Genomic DNA, 15,167 nt, shown 5'->3' with positions numbered 1-15,167 from the left:
TTCCCCTAACATTAGGCTGATGTCATTTTCTTATACAATCTGTTTCCGATAAAGCGTGCACCGAAGTTAAACAGTAAAACGACTAAGATCAGAACTGCTGATGCTCCAGCAGAAACAGCCGCACCATCCGGCATCGTGCCTTCTGTATTGATTTTCCAAATATGAACAGCTAAGGTTTCAGCTTGACGGAAAATACTGATCGGACTGGATACGCTCAATGGGTTCCAGTTGGTAAAATCTAACGCTGGAGCACTTTGTCCAGCTGTATAGATCAACGCTGCCGCCTCACCGAAGATTCTCCCAGAGCTTAATATCACACCAGTTAAAATGCCGGGCAAAGCTTCTGGAACCACCACTTTCGTAACGGTTTCCCATCTTGATAAACCTAGCGACAATCCTGCTTCACGTTGGGTATAGTGCACAGCTTTTAAAGATTCTTCTACATTTCTAGTTAATAATGGCAAGTTAAAGAAGGTCAACGCCAATGCGCCAGAGATGATAGAAAACCCATACCCCATTTGCACAACAAAGATCAAGAAGCCGAATAAACCAACGACAACAGAAGGCAATGAGCTTAAGATTTCAATCGATGTACGAATCACATCAGTCAGCCAATTTTTCTTGGCATATTCAGATAAATAAATCCCTGCTCCTAAAGAAATCGGAAAGCTGATCAACATCGTGATCAACAATAAATACAATGAGTTGAAGAGCTGAATACCAATACCGCCGCCTGCTTGATAGGCCTTAGATGGTTTTGTCAAAAAGTCCCAAGAAATATGAGGAATCCCTCTGACTAAAATATATAGCAACAACGCTGCCAAGATCAATACGATGATCCCTGAAATAACATACAGGACACCTGTTGCAACTTTATCTGCTTTTTTTGCGTTCATTATTTCAAGGCTCCTTTCCTACCGATGATCCGAATAATAATATTGAAGAATAAAGACATTAATAATAAGATCAGCGCAAGTGACCAAAGTACATTATTTTCTACTGTACCCATGATCGTATTTCCTATTCCCATCGTTAAAATACTAGTCAGTGTGGATGCTGGTGTCGTTAAGCTGGACGGCATGATCGCAGCATTCCCGATAACCATTTGAATAGCTAGGGCTTCACCAAAGGCACGAGCCATACCAAAGACAACGGCTGTTAAAATCCCCGGTACAGCTGCTCGTAAAACTACTTTATAAATCGTTTGCCAGCGGGTCGCACCAAGCGCTAAAGAAGCTTCCCGATAATGACGAGGAACAGATTTCAGTGCATCGACTGTCATTGTCGTTACAGTTGGTAAAATCATAACAAAGAGTACAAACGTCCCAGCTAAAATACCAAACCCAGTACCACCGAAAATTGAACGAATAAACGGTACGATTACGGATAAACCGATAAATCCATATACAACTGAAGGAATTCCAACCAGTAATTCAATCACCGGCTGCAAAATTTTTGATCCTTTTTTAGGTGAGATTTCTGTCATAAAAACGGCTGCGCCAATCGCAAAAGGTGTTGCAATAATCGCAGACATGAAGGTTACGATAAATGATCCTGTGATCATTGGTAACGCACCTACCATTGGTTTGCCATTCGTACCGGTCTCACTGGGATTCCATTCTTTCCCAAACAGGAAGTCTGTCACACTGATTTTATTTGTAAAAAAAGTTGCCAACCCTTTACTTGCAACAAAATAAAAGATCGATAAAACAACCAAAACAATCAAAGCAATACAAAGGAAACTAATAAATTTCCCACGCTGCTCCATCTTGGCCCGCTTCGATTTTGTCAACAATGTTTTCTGCACATCTTCCAAAAAAATTCCTCCTTAAATTGAAAACTGAACAGGCTCGTCCTGCTCTGACTGGAAATTAGGAAAAAATGATTGAGGTGTTTTTTGCCTCATTCAATTTTTATCTTTTTCCCAAAGAACTAGCTTGTGAAGCTAGATAAAATCAATGATCAACATCAGCTATCGGACCAAACGGAAGTACCGTTCCTTTCAGTCACCTTGTACCAATCAATAGCAACTCATCACTTCGTTGTATTTCTTGGCATGTTTCTCAGCCTAAACTGGCTTGTTTGGTTTCTACTGAAAATAAGAGCACTGCATGTTCCCATGATCAAATTATTTCAAGGGAGCTACTCCCCGTTGTTTGCCAGATACGTTGCGTAACAAAATAAGTGTATCTTTTCAACATCAATTTGTGTTTAATAACATGTAAATCTTATGTTAAGTTTGTAAATTTTGTGTAAAGGCACTTTATTTGATCAGATTTCCTTGCCAATCACGCTCAACTTCCATCTTAGAAACTGGAATATAACCTAATTGTCCAATGATTTTTTCCTGTACGTCATCCGATAGCATAAAAGCTAAAAATTCTTCTGTCAGTTGCTTAGGTTTTCCCAAAGTATACATATGTTCATAAGACCAAATGATCCATTTATTTGTTGTAACATTCTCATCAGTGGGCTTTACACCATCGATACTCAATGTGTTTACTTCATCGTTGACATATGAAAAAGCAGTATAGCTGATTGCTCCTGGTGTATCTGCTACGATTGAACGAACCATCCCGCTTGAATCTTGTTCCTGTGCCTGAATCGCAGTTTTACCGTCTAATACCCATTTTTCAAAAGTCGCTCTTGTACCACTTCCCGCTGCACGATTAAGCATAACGATTGGAATATCTTTTCCTCCAAGCTCTTTCCAGTTTTTGATTTCGCCTAAAAAGATTTTTCTAAGATTCTCTAATGAGATATCGGATACGCCAACATTTTTGTTCACGATCGGTGTAATTCCTACAACTGCTACTTTATGATCTGTTAATTTCGCAGCATCAATCCCATTTTTTTCTTCTGCAAATAAATCAGAGTTTCCAATGTCAACCGCTCCAGACTGAACTTGGCTCAAACCAGTACCACTACCGCCACCCTGCACATTAATAAAACGTCCGGGGTTTTGACTTTGATATTCTTCAGCTGCCGTCTCTACTAAAGGCTGCAGTGCTGATGAGCCAACTGCTGTGATCGATTCTCCACGATCGATCCATTTAGCACAACCCGACAATGTTAGTAATCCAATTAAACTAAAAAATAATAGCATTTTCTTTTTCATTTACCTTACAATCCTCCAAACTCAATTCAATCAATTTATTTTAACATTAACTTTTTAAGTTGAAAATTATAAGTTTTCAAATTAGGCATTTTTCAAAATTAAATAACACTACATACGAAAAAAACTCGAAAAAACAGACTTGTTTTTTCGAGTTAATCGCTTTTTTACAGGAGTGGCGAAATCAAACGTGCTAATCCTTCTTTGAGTTTAATAATCACACCACGATTGCGATATTTTTCTTCTGTTAAAAGCTCTGATACTTTGGAGTCTTCATAAAATGCGGTTCTTACTTCTTCTGAAAATGTTTGATCATAAATAATTGTGTTTACTTCAAAATCTAACCGGAAAGAGCGCACATCGATATTAGCTGATCCCACAGAAACAATACCGCCATCAATGATCATTGTTTTGGCATGGATGAATCCATGCTCATAGGTTTCAATGATTGCACCATATTCCAATAATTCAGCAGAAAACGAGTATGTTGCCCAATAGACTAACATATGATCCGGTTTATTCGGAATCTGAATACGAACCTTTACACCAGATAATAAGGCCAATTTCAGCGCTTCATGAATCGAAGCATCCGGAATATAATACGGCGTCTGAATCAAAATTTCTTTTTTAGCAATTGAAATCATTTTCAAGTACGTCATTTTGATTTGCTCATGTTCTGAATCTGGACCACTGGTTACAACTTGAACAGCTTTCTTACCTTCCGCGTAAATAGGCGGGAAAAAAGCTGGATCATAACTCAATTCTTTTCTGTGCTGAGAATTCCAGTCCATCAAAAAACGATTTTGCAAGCTATACACTGCATCTCCGTGAATTCGCAAGTGATTATCTCGCCAATAACCAAACTTTTTGACAGTTCCTAAGTATTCATCCCCAACATTGAATCCTCCTGTATAACCGATTTTACCGTCAATCACAACGATTTTTCGATGGTTACGATAATTGATCCGCGGATTTAAATAAGGTACAAATAATGGAAAAAAGAACGCAACTTCTCCACCTAGATTACGCAGCTCCTCAAAGAATTTCATGTTTACTTGAGTTGAGCCCCAAGCATCCAGAAGTAATCTGACCTTAACCCCTCTATTGACTGCATTAACTAGCTCTTGACGAAGCTCTTTTCCTAATGTATCTCCTCGGTAAATATAGTATTCCATATGAATATGATGGGTCGCCTGTTGAATATCTTCAATCAGTCCATCAAATTTTTCTCTGCCATCTGTATAAAGACGAAGTTCATTATTCGTTGTATATAGTGAACTTTCAAAAACGGTTAACATATAAATCAACTGCTTTGGATCGACTTCTCCTGTTGCTGGATGCGGAAACAATCCTCTCAATAACGATTGCTTTTCTGATTCTATTTCAGCATTCATCCCAATTTTAGCTTGCATTTTCATATCAAATATCTTATCTTTAGAAATTCCTCGACCTAAAAATATATACAGAACAAATCCTACTACCGGAATAAACATTAATACTAACAGCCAAGACCATGTTTGGGCCGTTTGTTTTCTTTCTCGAAATACAATAATCAAGGATAAAAGCATGTTGGCAATAAAAATAATAACAAATAAATTTTCGTATAAAAATCTCATCTATTCACCCCAATCGACTAACTCATTGATCCCCCTTGTAAAGCATAACGAACTTATGAAAATAAGTAAAGAAAAAGCAGACAAAAGACTGTCTGCTTTTTGGGTTTAAATTTTTAAGAATCGTCTCATTGAAATAATCGAACCTAATGATCCAATCGTCATCCCAATGACAACCATCAATAGATCTAATTGCCAAACAAATGATTCAGGTTTTAGTAATGAATAATTTGAACGTAATAGTTGAGGGTTGAATAAATTATAAAATTGTTGATAACCAAACGTTAACAGCAAGATTGGAATAATCGCACCAATCAAGCCGATCCAGGCTCCTTCAATGAAGAACGGCCAGCGAATGTAACCATTTTTAGCACCAACCAGTCGCATGATTTGAATCTCTCTTTGACGAGAAAGAATCGTAATACGAATCGTGTTTGAAATCAAGAATACAGCCACAAATAATAGTAAAATAGCTGCTCCTAAGCCCCAAGTTCTTACTTTTCCAGCAATATTGAAAATCTTGTCAGAAGATACACCACCATAATCTGCTTTAAATACATTTGGTAGTTTTGCTGCTTTTTGTGAGATCTTTTTCGTATCTGATGGTTCTTTGGCACTTACATAATATACATCGTATAACGGATTACTGTCTCCTTCGAATAAGTTCCATGCTTCACCCATTTGTTGCTGGATTTTTTTTAATTGTTGGTCCTTATTTGAATAAGAGATGGTTTCAACATTATCGATTTTATTTAATTCTTTTTCTAATTTTTGCATTTCTGCTGGTGTTGTACCAATGTCAACAAACACAGATACTGTAACGTTTTCTTCGATATCTTTTGCTAATTTTGTCGCATTAAAAATAACTGCCATAAAAATCCCAACAAGGACTAAAGTAATTGTAACGGCACTGGCAGAAGCTACTGTCATCCAGCCATTACGTTTTAAACTTTTTATACTTTCCAGGACGTGAGTAAAGAACGTTCTAATCATCGTAACCATAGTCTCCTTCCGCTTGATCTCGAATAATACGACCATTTTCAATAGCGATTACCCGATGACGGATTGTATTTACAATTGTGCTGTTATGTGTTGCCATTACAACTGTTGTTCCTTGCGCATTGATCCGATCCAATAATTTCATGATTTCCCATGAATTTTCTGGATCCAGATTTCCTGTTGGTTCATCCGCAATTAGAACTTTTGGTGTATTTACGATTGCTCGGGCAATTGATACACGTTGTTGTTCTCCACCTGATAATTCACTTGGAAAAACACGAACTTTATGTTTTAGACCTACCAAATCAAGAACTTCCATTACTCGTTTCTTGATATCTCTTGGCTTACGTCCAATAACCTGCATCGCATATGCTACATTTTCATAGACTGTTTTTTTCGTCAATAATTTATAATCCTGAAAGACAATCCCGATTTCTCTTCTAAGGTAAGGAACTTCTGAATTTTTTATTTTCATTAAATCATGACTAGCAACTTTTAAGCGGCCCTTCGTCGCTTTTTCTTCACGATACATCAACTTGATAAAAGTAGATTTACCTGCACCAGAAGGTCCCACTACATAAACGAATTCACCTTGCTTTATTTCTACTGAAATATTTCGGATAGCTGTCGTACCATTCGAATATTTTTTCATTACATCTTTCATTTCAATCATGGCGTATTCTCTCCATCTCTGTTTTCTAGACTATCAATCATTATAACACGTCTTTGTTTCAAGGCCCTTTCAAGAGTTTACAATTTTGTTTCATTTCTATGAACTACCTAATTTAATTGCTGTTTTAAATAGGCATCAATGAAACCATCTAACTCTCCATCCATTACCGCCTGTACATTCCCAGTCTCATAATTCGTTCGATGATCCTTGACCATTGAATAAGGGTGGAAAACGTAAGAACGAATTTGGGAACCCCAGCCGATCTCCAACTGCTCACCACGTAAGGCAGCTGCTTCTTGCGCTTTTTTATCCATCTCAAGTTGGTAAAGTTTCGCTTTCAGCATTCCCATGGCTTGTTCACGGTTTTTTAATTGTGAACGTTGCGCTTGACTAGCCACAACTGTCCCAGTAGGAATATGAGTAATACGAACAGCGGATTCAGTTTTATTGATATGTTGTCCACCCGCTCCACTCGCACGATACGTATCGATCTTTAAGTCATCCGTATTGATATCGATCTCAACGTTTTCATCTAGTTCAGGCATGATGTCGACAGAGCAAAAGGAAGTATGACGCCGTTTGGCAGAATCAAAGGGTGAGATCCGAACTAAACGATGGACGCCTTTTTCAGATTTTAAATAGCCATAAGCATTATACCCTTTGATTAAAAGAGTCACACTTTTGATTCCAGCTTCGTCTCCCGCTTGATAATCAAGGGTCTCCACCTGAAATCCGTGGCTTTCAGCCCAGCGTGTATACATTCTGAGCAGCATACTGCCCCAATCTTGTGATTCTGTTCCTCCAGCACCTGGATGAAGTTCCATAATAACATTATTTTTGTCATATGGCTCGTTTAACAAAAGAGAAAGTTCGTAGACACTTAATTTTTCTTTCAATGCCAGCAAACGTTCTTCTAGTTCTTTTTGGGTCTCTGAATCATATTCTTCCTGCTGCATCTCACTCATCAATTCCAACTCTTCCAACTCATCTGCAAACTGATGAAATTGTTGAAATTTTTCTTTATGAACATTCGTTTCGTTGATTAGTCGTTGGGCTGTTTCAGTATCATCCCAAAATCCTGGTTCTGCCATTCTATTCTCTGCTTCAGCAATATCTTCTTCCAACTGATCTAAGTCAAAGAGACCCCCTAAAGCTAGTGATTGATTGATTCATTTCGTCTAAAAGTGCTCGAATTTCAGCATTTTCCATGATATCTTCTTCCTTTCGAAATAGGCTCAATAACATAAGAAACGAAGGTGAGGAAAAGCCCCACCTTCATCGATTATTACATATCTTTGCCGTGGCAATTTTTGTATTTTTTACCGCTGCCGCACGGACAAGGATCATTACGTCCGATTTTTTCATCAACATGAACAGGCTTTTTCTTTGCATTTGTATTGCTTTGTGGTTCTTCTTCGTCATTCGGATGACTTGCTTCACCTTGTGCTACTTGCTCACGTTGAACATTTTGACGGATTTCTGATTTCATGAATAGACGCGTTACTTCGTATTCAATTGCGCCGATCATTTCTTCAAACATATTGTATCCTTCTGTTTGGTATTCAACTAATGGATTGTTTTGCCCATAAGCACGTAGCCCAACAGATTGACGCAATTGATCCATCGCATCGATATGATCCGTCCATTTTGTATCTACAACACGTAAGATAACAACTTTTTGGAACTCAAGAATTTGTTCTGGTCCATTTAATTGTTCTACTTTCGTGTCATAAACTTCTTGTGCACGTTTCACTAAATACGCTTTGATTTCTTCTGGTGATTTTCCTTCTATATCTGTTTTTGAAATAGAATCTTCATGAACAAGTGTTGAAGAAGCAAAATCAACGATTCCATCTAAGTTCCAGTTTTCTTTTTCAAGTTGTGTATGGCTCTCTACCACGCGTGTGATTGTACGTTTAACCATATTCAACAATGTTTCTGTCAATTCAGTTTCTTCCATGATCACTTCTTGACGTTGAGCGTAGATGACTTCACGCTGTTCACGCATCACATCATCATACTGTAAAACGTTTTTACGTGTATCGTAGTTATTTCCTTCCACACGTTTTTGTGCTGATTCTACTTGTTTACTCAACATTCTACTTTGGATCACTGCATCTGATTCTTCGATATTCATACGGTCTAAGAAAGCTTTGATTCTTTCAGAACCGAAACGTTTCATCAAATCATCTTCAAGAGATAGATAGAATTGAGAAACCCCAGGATCTCCTTGACGACCAGCACGTCCACGTAATTGGTTATCAATACGACGAGATTCGTGACGTTCAGTGCCGATTACAGCCAAACCGCCAAGCTCGATAACACCTAAGCCAAGCTTGATATCCGTTCCACGACCAGCCATGTTGGTAGCGATCGTTACAGCACCTTTTTGACCAGCGTTCATGATGATTTCTGCTTCTTTAAAGTGATTTTTCGCATTTAAAACTTCATGAGGTACTTTTTCTTTGTTTAGTAATTCTGATAATAATTCAGATGTTTCAACTGCAACCGTACCAACCAAGACAGGCTGACCGTTATGGTAACGTTCTTTGATATCTTGAACAACGGCTTTGAACTTACTTTCTAATGTTGGATAAAGTAGATCTGCACGGTCATCACGAATGATCGGACGGTTCGTAGGAATTTGGAAAACTTGAATATTATAGATTTCACGGAATTCTTCTTCTTCTGTTTTCGCTGTTCCTGTCATCCCTGCAAGTTTTTTATACATACGGAAATAGTTCTGGAACGTGATTGTTGCCATTGTTTTTGTTTCATCTTCGATCTCTACGCCTTCTTTGGCTTCGATTGCTTGGTGTAAACCGTCAGAATAACGACGACCGTCCATAATACGACCAGTAAACTGGTCAACGATCAAGACTTTACCTTCTTGAACAACATAATCGATATCGCGCAGCATGATGTAATTTGCACGCAACGCTTGATCCATATGATGAGTCAACGCAGTATTTTCGATATCATATAAGTTTTCTAATCCAAAGTTTTCTTCCGCTTTTTCAATTCCAGCTTCAGTTAAACCAATTGTTTTAGACTGTACATCGATTTTGTAATCTTCTTCTTCTTTTAGACGCTTTACAAAATTATCTGTACGTGTATAAAGCGCTGTTGATTTTTCAGCTTGACCAGAAATGATCAACGGTGTACGAGCTTCATCGATCAAAATTGAATCCACTTCATCCACAATCGCATAGTTTAAAGGACGTTGAACCATTTGGTTACGGTAAACAACCATATTATCACGCAAATAGTCAAAACCTAATTCATTATTTGTACTGTAAGTGATGTCACAATTGTATGCATCCCGTTTTTCTTCTGATGTTTTTGAGTTGATATTTAGACCAACTGTCAAACCTAAGAAGTTGTATAATTCACCCATCTCATCAGAGTCACGTGTGGCCAAATATTCATTGACAGTTACAACGTGGACCCCTTCACCCGTCAAGGCATTAAGATACACAGGCATTGTAGCGGTCAAGGTTTTCCCTTCACCAGTTCTCATCTCAGGAATATTCCCATCATGAAGTACGATCCCCCCCATTAATTGAACAGGGTATGGATATAAGCCTAATACACGCTTAGCAGCTTCACGGACAACCGCAAATGCTTCCGGTAATAATTGATCTAATGTTTCACCTTTTTGGTAGCGTGCTTTGAATTCATCAGTTTTGCCTTTTAATTCTTCGTCGCTCAATGCACCAATAGCAGAAGAGAAACTTTCGATCTGGTTTGCAATACCTTCTAGTCGTTTCAATTCTTTTTTATCATTTTCGATTATCTTTTTTAAAAAATTTGCCATGTTTTTAAGTGTTCCTTTCAATAAACTCTATTTATTTTTGCACAAAATGCACAATCATCCTTTCCATTTTATCACTAGTTGAGCAGAAAGGAAATAACTTGTGCCAATATTAACAATTTATTATAGCATTTTTATTATGTAAGTAGTACTCAAAAGTAAAAAGAGACTAAGACAAAACATAATTCGTCTTGTCTCAGTCTCTTAAAATATCAAAAACTTGAAAAGTAATTATTATTTCTAATAATAATCAAGCATTATCTTTTCCGACTAATCAGTTTCAATCAAGCCATATTTGCCATCTTTGCGTCGGTAAACGATGCTTGTTCCATTTGTTTCTGAATCTTCAAAGATGAAAAAGTTATGCCCTAGCATGTTCATTTGTAAAACAGCTTCTTCGCTATCCATCGGTTTTAATGAAAGACGTTTTGTACGAACAATATCTAATTCTGGTGTTTCATCTTGTGTTTCTTCACCGTTAAGGAAAATTGCTGCTTTTGCAGTGTTCATTCCTGTTTCGCGAGATTTACGATTGATTTTTGTTTTAAATTTACGGATTTGCCGTTCTAATTTGTCTACAACCAAATCAACACTTGCATATAAATCAGGTGATGTTTCTTCGGCACGTAAAACTAAATACGGTAAAGGAATCGTAACCTCAACTTTCGCAGTTTTTTCAGTATATACTTTTAAGTTTACATGAACAGTTGCTTCAGGTGAATCACTGAAGTAGCGTTCCAATTTCCCTACTTTTTTCTCTACATAGTCTCGGATAGCTTCAGTAACTTCGATGTTTTCTCCACGCACATTGTATCTAAACATAACAATTACCCCTTTCATCTGACACTAAAGAAGGAATAAAAGGACCACTCTGTTATCCTTCTTCTTAATTCCATTATAACGAACTATCCTTCTTTTGCCAACAAAATTGCGATCGATTTTTTATTTTAATTTGTCTATCACCGCGCAAGAGAAAACGTATGCAATTTTTTAGGCTTTTTTTCTAAAATAACTTGCGCTGCATGGAAAATCGTGCGTCCTGTTGTATATATATCATCAACTAGAATGATTTCTTTATTAGTGATCGACTGCGCACCTTTTTTGGTTAATTGGAAGGGCTGCTCCAGCTCTAAGCGTTCTTTCCTGTTTTTTCGAACTTGAGAAAGTCCATCAGAAAATCGGACTAAATAAGATTCGTGATTGATACCTGCCGCATCTAATAGGCCTGCCACTTGATTAAACCCCCGATCTTTCAAGCGTTCTTTAGAAACTGGGATCGGGATCACGAGAAACCGAGATTTCTTTTTAAAATAAGTCTGTAAATAGGAAACAAAACTATAACGAAGTTGATAATTTCCTTTGAACTTATATTCTTCAAACCATTCCTGCATTGCCTGATTGTACGAAAATAGCGCCTCATGTTGAAAGTCATAGTCTGGAAATAACGATTGCCATTTTATACAATCTCTACAATAACCTTGCACATTTTGTCTTTGACAGCCGCCGCAGCAATTTTTATTCGTTAATAATTGAAATTGTTCACTACACTGTACACACAGTTCTTCTGTCAATATCCGCTTAGGTAAAAAAATCTCTGCTAGTGTCAAATTTCCACTCACTTGCTTTCTACAATAATTACATTTCATCGATCAAACCACGCTCTCTTCCGATACGATTCATCGTTTTAATTTGCTGAAGCGCCTCTTTGATTATTTGGGTACAGCCATCATGCAAAAACCAGACTTCGCCAGCTGTATAAACCATCCTCCGATCAACACGACCAGCGATTTGAATCAATGCGGCTGTTGTAAACACAGGATGATTGGCTCCTAAAACAATGACAGAAACACCCTCAAAGGTCACGCCTCTTTCTAAAATCGTAGATGTGAGCAATATCCGATAGTTTTTTTTCCGCATATTCATTACTTTTTCCAATCGTTCTGGATCCTGTGAATGTACACACGTTAAAGGTGTTTCAGGAAAATCTGCTTTAAGAATCGTTTCCAGGCATTCCATTAATGATATGCTGGGACAAAATATCAACAGATCATTAGTACTCACTAATCGACGGATCAGTTTCGTCAATACTCTTGGATGTTTGCCTTGAGCGATTTTCTGTTGCCAGTGATAACACCACTTTATTTTTGGAACAGGCAAGCTTCTTCGATGGTAACGAGCAGGCAGAATACTTAGTTCGAGCTTTTTCTGTGCTGTTTTTTTCATCAAGTCTTTCGTCGGTGTAGCAGTTAAATAAAAGAGAGAGCTGTTTTCTTTGACTGCTTGCTCTACGCTATATTGTAACAAAGGGTTACCTACGAAAGGAAAGGCATCGACTTCATCGATGATCAATAAATCAAATGCACGAAAAAAGCGCAATAATTGATGCGTCGTGCAAACCAAAAGCTTTGTATATCGATACGTCTCTGTCATCGCTCCATGTAAAACTACCACATCTTCTTTTGGGAAAACTGCCTGTATTCTAGGAAAAAGTTCCAAACAAACATCGACGCGTGGTGAAGCAATCGCCACTCGCTTCCCTTCCTTTAAGCAATAATGGATTGATTTAAACAACATCTCTGTCTTCCCAGCTCCCGTCACTGCCCAGACCATCCTGGATTCAGCCTTTTTTACAGAATCCACTAAGCTATCTGATACTACCTGCTGGCCTTTAGTCAATTCTCCTTCCCAGAAAAAGCAAACGTTTCTAGCTATCGGCTCTGGTTCTGGTAAATGATAAAATTGTTGATCAGTGTCTACTCGTCCTAATTGAATGCAGGCAGGACAAAAATAGCGCTCGCTATATAGTTCCACGTTTTTTTTATCATGAAGCTGCCCACATCGCAGACACTGGACTGTTTTTGCATCTACCTCTTTCATTGCAGGCATCTTCAGACTAACTTCGTCTACGGATTTTTCCTCATTCATCTCTTTCAGTAAAACTTTTCTGCCCCATAATTCTTTCATTTTCTCCCTCCACTAATAAACTACGCAAATTTGTTTGATTTTTTTTAATAAAAAAATAGAGGCTGGAGTACAACTCATTGAGTTGTATTCCAACCTCTATTGATTTGAGTAATTAACAGGAGAAAACGCAACGATAGAACAATCACGCGTTGAGTCGTTTCTTCCAAACATTAGCTAGTTGCGTTCATTACTTGTTCCCAATCAAATTCAGCGCTTGCTGAAGTACTTTTTCACCATTCATCATGCCGTAATCCGCCATATTAATGATGTCTAAAGGAATTCCTTTTGGTTCAAGACGTTTTTCAAAATCACCTTTCATAAAACGAACTTGTGGTCCAAGTAATAATACATCAACAGGTTTACTTTCTAAATTGTTATCCGCTTCAGAAGCTGATACTGCAAAAATATCTGCTTCTACTCCTTGAGCATCTGCTGCTTTTTGCATCTTTGTCACAAGCAAGCTTGTACTCATCCCCGCAGAACAAACTAACATAATTGTCTTTTTAGCCATAATTTCTCATCCTTCCCACGATTGACTGTCACATTTTTTCTTTAAATCTATTATAGTAAAGCAGTTTATTTTGTCAACGCTTTCCACTTCTCTCAGATGTATAACACTTATTCGAAAATCCAATTAGCCTTTAGCAATTTATTGAACACAACGTATTCTTTTACTATGTTTACCTGCACGACCTGATAGCCCGCGTTCAGCCAACCATAAGCCCCTTTTTCAGGATGCTTATGATCATTTGCCCACCAATCGATGTCTGTCCGTGCAGTTTTTGGAAGTCCAGAATGAGGGAAAAGCAGCTCATCAAATTGAGTAAACGTTAATGTAACTTGTGATCCGCCGTTGTTTAATAAATAATGGGTAACGCTATCATATTTCTTTTGCCGTTCTTTAGCCAAATTCTTCACTCCTTCGTTAGGTTGCCTTTACCGCTCTTCTTTTAATCATTATCTCATAAATACCCTCTAAAGCAAACGAAGGTCCTTTCATTTCAAGCTTTTTTTCTAGAGTGTTGCTTCTCTTTCTTATTTTTTTTATACTTAAGTTATTATTTAGTAAAGGAATGAGAAAATGCTTGAACGTTATTTTACCATTCACTCAGACGGACAAAGTGAAATTGAAATCAAAAAATCACGGTTTATTTGTTCGCTAAAACGTGTATACTCAGAAGAAGAGGCCAAAGCCTTTATCGCTGAAAAGAAAAAAGAGCATTGGAAAGCCAATCATAATTGCAGTGCATTTGTAATCGGTGAAAACAATGAGATCCAAAGAAGCAGTGATGACGGAGAGCCGAGCGGAACAGCAGGTGTTCCCATGCTGGAGGTCCTAAAAAAACAGGGACTAATCAACGTTGTTGCTGTAGTTACTCGCTATTTTGGCGGAACCAAACTAGGTTCAGGCGGTTTGATTCGGGCATATAGTCATGCTGTTTCTCATGCGTTGAACACTGTAGGTCTAGTAGAAGGTAAATTACAACAAGAAATCCGTCTGCAAATCAGCTACGCCAACTTAGGAAAAGTGCAAAATTTTATGGAGCATAGTCCTTACATCCTTCAGGAAACACGTTACGGGGAACAGGTTGAAGTAATTTGCCTCGTTGATGAACCACAAACGGAACAATTTGAAGCAGAAATCATTGAACAATTAAACGGACAGGTGATCATCGAAAAAGGAGCATGTTCTTACCATGAAATCCCTGTCGTAAAAAAGGAGCAGTCAGATGACATTTGAAGAGGTATTACCGCAGATAAAAAAAGGAGCTAAAGCTGTTAGAACTGGTTGGAGCGGATTTGAATTGTATATTGAATTACGAGATGAAATTGGAACTTCAGATGGAACATTTCTTCAAGTTACACCGTATTTTTTGATCAAGACATCGGATGAAGGGTATAGTATGTTCTCTCCTACTCCCTGTGATGTATTAGCAACTGACTGGAAAATCGTAACAACAGATTAACCATTTTGCTGGGACACTTGAA

General features: G+C 37.8%; 15 protein-coding genes. 2 read left to right on the top strand and 13 right to left on the bottom strand.

All coding sequences use genetic code 11. The features are described 5' to 3' along the window. Nucleotides 1-11: 11 nt before the first annotated feature. The 13 genes from pstA to BCR25_RS01505 all read right to left on the bottom strand — a co-directional run bounded on the left by pstA (nt 12) and on the right by BCR25_RS01505 (nt 14,087). Nucleotides 12-896 carry a phosphate ABC transporter permease PstA gene (gene pstA, locus BCR25_RS01565; protein ID WP_069661843.1) on the bottom strand — a complete coding sequence of 295 codons (885 nt, stop codon included), beginning with the start codon at nt 894-896 and terminating at the stop codon, nt 12-14. Beyond that, entirely contained in the window at nt 896-1,816 is a 921-nt protein-coding gene (pstC, locus tag BCR25_RS01560; protein WP_069661842.1) for a phosphate ABC transporter permease subunit PstC, read from the bottom strand. Before pstC ends, pstA begins: the two co-directional genes overlap by 1 nt. Nucleotides 1,817-2,263: 447 nt before the next feature. Beyond that, nucleotides 2,264-3,118, bottom strand: coding sequence for a phosphate ABC transporter substrate-binding protein PstS (locus BCR25_RS01555; RefSeq protein WP_069661841.1), 855 nt, complete (start codon nt 3,116-3,118; stop codon nt 2,264-2,266). Between the two features lie 164 nt (nt 3,119-3,282). Continuing rightward, entirely contained in the window at nt 3,283-4,731 is a 1,449-nt protein-coding gene (cls, locus tag BCR25_RS01550) for a cardiolipin synthase (protein ID WP_069661840.1), read from the bottom strand. A gap of 105 nt (nt 4,732-4,836) precedes the next feature. After that, nucleotides 4,837-5,721, bottom strand: a complete 885-nt coding sequence (gene ftsX / locus BCR25_RS01545) for a permease-like cell division protein FtsX (RefSeq protein WP_069661839.1) — start codon at nt 5,719-5,721, stop codon at nt 4,837-4,839. Beyond that, a complete protein-coding gene (gene ftsE, locus BCR25_RS01540) occupies nt 5,714-6,400 on the bottom strand; it encodes a cell division ATP-binding protein FtsE (RefSeq protein WP_069661838.1) in 687 nt (228 codons plus the stop codon). Before ftsE ends, ftsX begins: the two co-directional genes overlap by 8 nt. A gap of 107 nt (nt 6,401-6,507) precedes the next feature. Continuing rightward, a protein-coding gene (prfB, locus tag BCR25_RS01535; RefSeq protein ID WP_139124499.1) for a peptide chain release factor 2 occupies nt 6,508-7,609 on the bottom strand; the annotation gives its coding sequence in 2 pieces (ribosomal slippage) (nt 6,508-7,536 and nt 7,538-7,609; 1,101 coding nt in all). A 76-nt stretch (nt 7,610-7,685) separates the two neighbouring features. Next, nucleotides 7,686-10,217: a preprotein translocase subunit SecA gene (secA, locus tag BCR25_RS01530; protein ID WP_069661837.1), complete on the bottom strand. Its 2,532-nt coding sequence runs from the start codon at nt 10,215-10,217 to the stop codon at nt 7,686-7,688. 267 nt (nt 10,218-10,484) lie between these two features. After that, on the bottom strand, nt 10,485-11,036 hold the full coding sequence (hpf, locus tag BCR25_RS01525; RefSeq protein ID WP_069661836.1) for a ribosome hibernation-promoting factor, HPF/YfiA family: 552 nt from the start codon (nt 11,034-11,036) through the stop codon (nt 10,485-10,487). Nucleotides 11,037-11,173: 137 nt separating this feature from the next. Then, entirely contained in the window at nt 11,174-11,860 is a 687-nt protein-coding gene (locus BCR25_RS01520) for a ComF family protein (protein WP_069661835.1), read from the bottom strand. Next, a complete protein-coding gene (locus BCR25_RS01515; RefSeq protein WP_069661834.1) occupies nt 11,850-13,178 on the bottom strand; it encodes an ATP-dependent helicase ComFA in 1,329 nt (442 codons plus the stop codon). Before BCR25_RS01515 ends, BCR25_RS01520 begins: the two co-directional genes overlap by 11 nt. Before the next feature lie 187 nt (nt 13,179-13,365). Next, nucleotides 13,366-13,689 (bottom strand): PTS sugar transporter subunit IIB, encoded by a 324-nt coding sequence (locus BCR25_RS01510; RefSeq protein ID WP_069661833.1) that lies wholly within the window; start codon nt 13,687-13,689, stop codon nt 13,366-13,368. A gap of 107 nt (nt 13,690-13,796) precedes the next feature. After that, nucleotides 13,797-14,087 carry a DUF7662 domain-containing protein gene (locus BCR25_RS01505; protein WP_069661832.1) on the bottom strand — a complete coding sequence of 97 codons (291 nt, stop codon included), beginning with the start codon at nt 14,085-14,087 and terminating at the stop codon, nt 13,797-13,799. Between the two features lie 172 nt (nt 14,088-14,259). Between BCR25_RS01505 and BCR25_RS01500 the strand changes: the two genes are divergently transcribed. Both BCR25_RS01500 and BCR25_RS01495 read left to right on the top strand, forming a co-directional pair. After that, a complete protein-coding gene (locus BCR25_RS01500) occupies nt 14,260-14,919 on the top strand; it encodes a YigZ family protein (protein ID WP_069661831.1) in 660 nt (219 codons plus the stop codon). Continuing rightward, nucleotides 14,909-15,145, top strand: a complete 237-nt coding sequence (locus BCR25_RS01495) for a DUF2829 domain-containing protein (RefSeq protein WP_069661830.1) — start codon at nt 14,909-14,911, stop codon at nt 15,143-15,145. The genes BCR25_RS01500 and BCR25_RS01495 overlap by 11 nt, the downstream gene beginning before the upstream one ends. Nucleotides 15,146-15,167: the final 22 nt, after the last annotated feature.

The organism is Enterococcus termitis, assembly GCF_001730305.1.
Classification (GTDB): Bacteria; Bacillota; Bacilli; order Lactobacillales; family Enterococcaceae; genus Enterococcus_L; species Enterococcus_L termitis.
Note: the sequence above shows the minus strand (reverse complement) of the source record. Positions and strands in the feature narration are given on the sequence as shown.

Excerpts from the sequence above, each read along its gene's own strand:
- ftsE (WP_069661838.1), bottom strand. The coding sequence starts at position 6,400 with ATGATTGAAATGAAAGATGTAATGAAAAAATATTCGAATGGTACGACA.
- hpf (WP_069661836.1), bottom strand. The coding sequence starts at position 11,036 with ATGTTTAGATACAATGTGCGTGGAGAAAACATCGAAGTTACTGAAGCT.
- pstA (WP_069661843.1), bottom strand. The coding sequence starts at position 896 with ATGAACGCAAAAAAAGCAGATAAAGTTGCAACAGGTGTCCTGTATGTT.
- BCR25_RS01500 (WP_069661831.1), top strand. The coding sequence starts at position 14,260 with ATGCTTGAACGTTATTTTACCATTCACTCAGACGGACAAAGTGAAATT.
- secA (WP_069661837.1), bottom strand. The coding sequence starts at position 10,217 with ATGGCAAATTTTTTAAAAAAGATAATCGAAAATGATAAAAAAGAATTG.
- ftsX (WP_069661839.1), bottom strand. The coding sequence starts at position 5,721 with ATGATTAGAACGTTCTTTACTCACGTCCTGGAAAGTATAAAAAGTTTA.
- BCR25_RS01495 (WP_069661830.1), top strand. The coding sequence starts at position 14,909 with ATGACATTTGAAGAGGTATTACCGCAGATAAAAAAAGGAGCTAAAGCT.
- BCR25_RS01510 (WP_069661833.1), bottom strand. The coding sequence starts at position 13,689 with ATGGCTAAAAAGACAATTATGTTAGTTTGTTCTGCGGGGATGAGTACA.
- BCR25_RS01520 (WP_069661835.1), bottom strand. The coding sequence starts at position 11,860 with ATGAAATGTAATTATTGTAGAAAGCAAGTGAGTGGAAATTTGACACTA.
- BCR25_RS01555 (WP_069661841.1), bottom strand. The coding sequence starts at position 3,118 with ATGAAAAAGAAAATGCTATTATTTTTTAGTTTAATTGGATTACTAACA.
- cls (WP_069661840.1), bottom strand. The coding sequence starts at position 4,731 with ATGAGATTTTTATACGAAAATTTATTTGTTATTATTTTTATTGCCAAC.
- BCR25_RS01515 (WP_069661834.1), bottom strand. The coding sequence starts at position 13,178 with ATGAAAGAATTATGGGGCAGAAAAGTTTTACTGAAAGAGATGAATGAG.